The sequence below is a fragment of the Agarivorans sp. genome, from assembly GCF_050295395.1.
Classification (GTDB): Bacteria; Pseudomonadota; Gammaproteobacteria; order Enterobacterales; family Celerinatantimonadaceae; genus Agarivorans.
This window is the reverse complement of sequence record NZ_JBNKPP010000200.1, coordinates 1-2800: the sequence shown is the minus strand read 5'-3', so window position 1 is coordinate 2800 and position 2800 is coordinate 1. Positions and strand designations below refer to the sequence as shown.

The following is a 2800-nucleotide window of genomic DNA, read 5'->3' as shown; positions in this document are numbered from 1 at the left end:
CAGGCTCATCTCTCGAATTATCAACACAATAAGCGACATCAGTGGTTTCTTTGTGAACATCTAGTCCAATAAAAAACGTGCTAGATTTAGACATGTCGCTCCCCTGTTCTGTTAAGACTGTGCATCTAACAGTGTGGCTCTAGTTTGACTAACCCACGATAAACGCAGGAGGTCGGCACTTTCACCGGGGATCATTATGTCTATACAACTAATACGAATAGTCAGTTAATAAGGATATTTTATGGTTGATTTGCCTGATGAAAATCAGAAAAGGTATATTGCAGTTTTAAGCAAAAAAATGGATATAGGTCGTACCTTGAATGTACTTGGTCACCTTAGTGTAGGGCTGTCAAAGCAGTTGTCTGACGATGAAGGTGCGTATTTAGATTACGTTGATTTAGACGGTAATATTCATCCCAGTTTATCGCACTACCCATTTATTGTTTTAAAGGCTGATAACTCAAATAAACTACGCAAAGTTCGAGAAGAAGCCTTAAACCGTGGAATCAAATTTACAGATTTTACGAGCACTATGACTGATGGTGGCTCAACAGAACAACAGTTGAGAACCAAAGAAACTAAAGAGGCTGATTTGGAGTATTTGGGGGTCTGTTTATTTGGTGACACTGAAATTCTTCGTGAGTTTACAAAAAAGTTTAGCCTGTATAAATAAGTAGAGCATTGTATAATCGGGTAGCCGGAGGTATCTAGCCTCCAGCCCCCACAACACCCTGCATGCGGCTCCGCACAGGGCGTTTCACTTAGAATGGTGAAGCTTTATCCATCCATCTCGTAGCGCAAATAGACCTTGGGATTTCAAGTAAGCATTCGATAATGCTTGTTGGATACCTGGTGTTTTTGAGCTCCTCCATGGGCCTTTACTGGTGATGCCACACGCCACTGCGGCTTGAACATGTACCCCTCGGCGCATGAGATTCCTCACTTTGGTTCTAGGTTTACGCCATTGTCGCCAATAGGCCATGCGTACTCTGCGCCTTACCCAATGATCAAGATCGACACACAGTTGATAGCAATTAGCGATACCAAAGTAGTTTATCCAGCCTCGGAGGTATTGACTCACTTTAGCGAGCTGATAAGTCATCGAGACGCCCCTGTTACGGTTAGTCAAGCGCCTTACTAGTTGTTTAAAACGGTGTAGCGTTTTTGCGTGAATTTGTAGCCGTCCCGTTTTGAAGGTAAACCCTAAGAACTTACTCTTCGCCGTTTTAACTACCTGACTTTTGCTTGTATTAACTACAAGTTTAAGCGCCGTTGCAAGTATCGACTAATGCTGGTTAGCACCCGTTCGCCCGCACGCTGACTTCTCACCAAAATGGTAAAATCATCGGCGTAACGAGCAAACTTGTGCCCTCGCTCTTCCAGCTCTTTGTCTAATGGGTCGAGCATGATATTGGCCAGCAAGGGCGATAATGGTCCCCCTTGCGGTACACCTTCTCGACTTTGCTGATAGCACTGGTTATGGATAAAACCCGCTCTCAGGTATTTTCCAATCAGTGTCAGTAGCCGTTTATCTTGCACGCTTTGTCCCAGTTGACTCATTAATAGATCATGGTTAACTCGGTCAAAGAATTTAGATAAATCGACATCAACGGCAAAGCGCCGGCCTTGCTTGATGATGCTTTGCACTTGTTTCACCGCTTGTTGCCCATTCTTGTTTGGCCTAAATCCAAAGCTGTTTGCTGAGAAGCTAGGGTCAAAGATAGGCGTTAGCACTTGAGCAATGGCTTGTTGGATGACACGGTCGAGCACGGTTGGGATCCCCAGTAGGCGCTTCCCTCCATCGGGTTTATCTATCTCAACACGGCGTACCGGTTTAGGTTGATACTGGCCGCAGCGCAGTTCCGCCGCCACCTGTTTCCAGTGTGCTTTTGCCCAAGCAGGGAAGGCGTCAATGGACATGTTATCCACGCCAGCCGCCCCTTTGTTGGCTCGAACACGCTGCCACGCACGCAGAATATTTTCACGTTGTAGCATATGCTCAAATAGATATTGGCTAAAGGCTGGCTGCGAGTTAGTACGCTGAATCGCATCTACGCCGGTCGGCGAATGGGTGTTCAAGTTTAACAAGGCTCTTCCTTTATTCTAAGTGTTCAGGCCTTCACCTTGTCCCAACCATTACGATGGGCGTTGGGCTACTATGCCGTCTGCTGACTTCTACTTAATCACCAGTTGAGTTGCCCCAACTAGCGCTATCGTTATTCATCGAGTTTGCTCACTTAAGTTGATGAGGCTTAAGCGCCGGGCCTGTTGAACTAGCGGCCAAGCTAGTGAGTTAAACGATCGCAAGTTAAGCAGATCTCCTCAGATAAGAACATGCACTGTCTCTGCACTGCTGCATCATTTACGGTGGCCGTTAGATCACATGGCTTCGTTGTCTTGTGCCAACTCGCCTCCAGCCTACGCCTCATATGATGTTCTTGTTCATCAGCTCGCAGATTTGCGTCCGGCTTCCTTCAGACATTCCCTCGCAGTTATGCCCTTGCCATTCGCTAGTAGTTAGCGTTTAATAATCAAAGTGTTATTAACCGGTGACCTTCCTACAGAGGACTTTCACCTCATTAGTTCATGCCCATGCTGGGCGTACACAAGGCGCTGCTGTCGGACAAATTTTCCGCTGCGCTCCAAATTTGTCGCAGAGCGCGGCGTTATGCTTTCAATCTACTTATCTTCAGGTGTTTCAAATGATGGATTATCTTGTTTTTTTAGGTATTTGCCTTGTGGCAACTGTCAGCCCTGGTCCAGCTGTATTTTTGGCGATAAAGAATGGCGCTCTGTTTGG

3 protein-coding genes are annotated in these 2800 nt (G+C 46.2%); 1 reads left to right on the top strand and 2 read right to left on the bottom strand.

Annotated features, from left to right (window positions below; genetic code table 11):
• Positions 1–241 precede the first annotated feature (241 nt).
• Positions 242–673 (top strand): DUF2000 domain-containing protein, encoded by a 432-nt coding sequence (locus ACQY6Q_RS11640; RefSeq protein WP_427981617.1) that lies wholly within the window; start codon positions 242–244, stop codon positions 671–673.
• Between the two features lie 84 nt (positions 674–757).
• On the opposite strand, the gene ACQY6Q_RS11635 is transcribed toward ACQY6Q_RS11640, so the two are convergent.
• Together ACQY6Q_RS11635 and ltrA are read right to left on the bottom strand one after the other, a co-directional pair.
• Entirely contained in the window at positions 758–1102 is a 345-nt protein-coding gene (locus ACQY6Q_RS11635) for a group II intron maturase-specific domain-containing protein (protein WP_427981615.1), read from the bottom strand.
• Between the two features lie 152 nt (positions 1103–1254).
• The gene (gene ltrA / locus ACQY6Q_RS11630; RefSeq protein ID WP_427981612.1) at positions 1255–2088 is read right to left on the bottom strand and encodes a group II intron reverse transcriptase/maturase; all 834 of its coding nucleotides are present in this window, start codon (positions 2086–2088) and stop codon (positions 1255–1257) included.
• Between the last annotated feature and the right edge of the window lie 712 nt (positions 2089–2800).

What these genes read in the sequence shown, in the direction of transcription:
- ACQY6Q_RS11635 (WP_427981615.1), bottom strand. Translation starts at nt 1,102, where the DNA reads ATGACTTATCAGCTCGCTAAAGTGAGTCAATACCTCCGAGGCTGGATA.
- ACQY6Q_RS11640 (WP_427981617.1), top strand. Translation starts at nt 242, where the DNA reads ATGGTTGATTTGCCTGATGAAAATCAGAAAAGGTATATTGCAGTTTTA.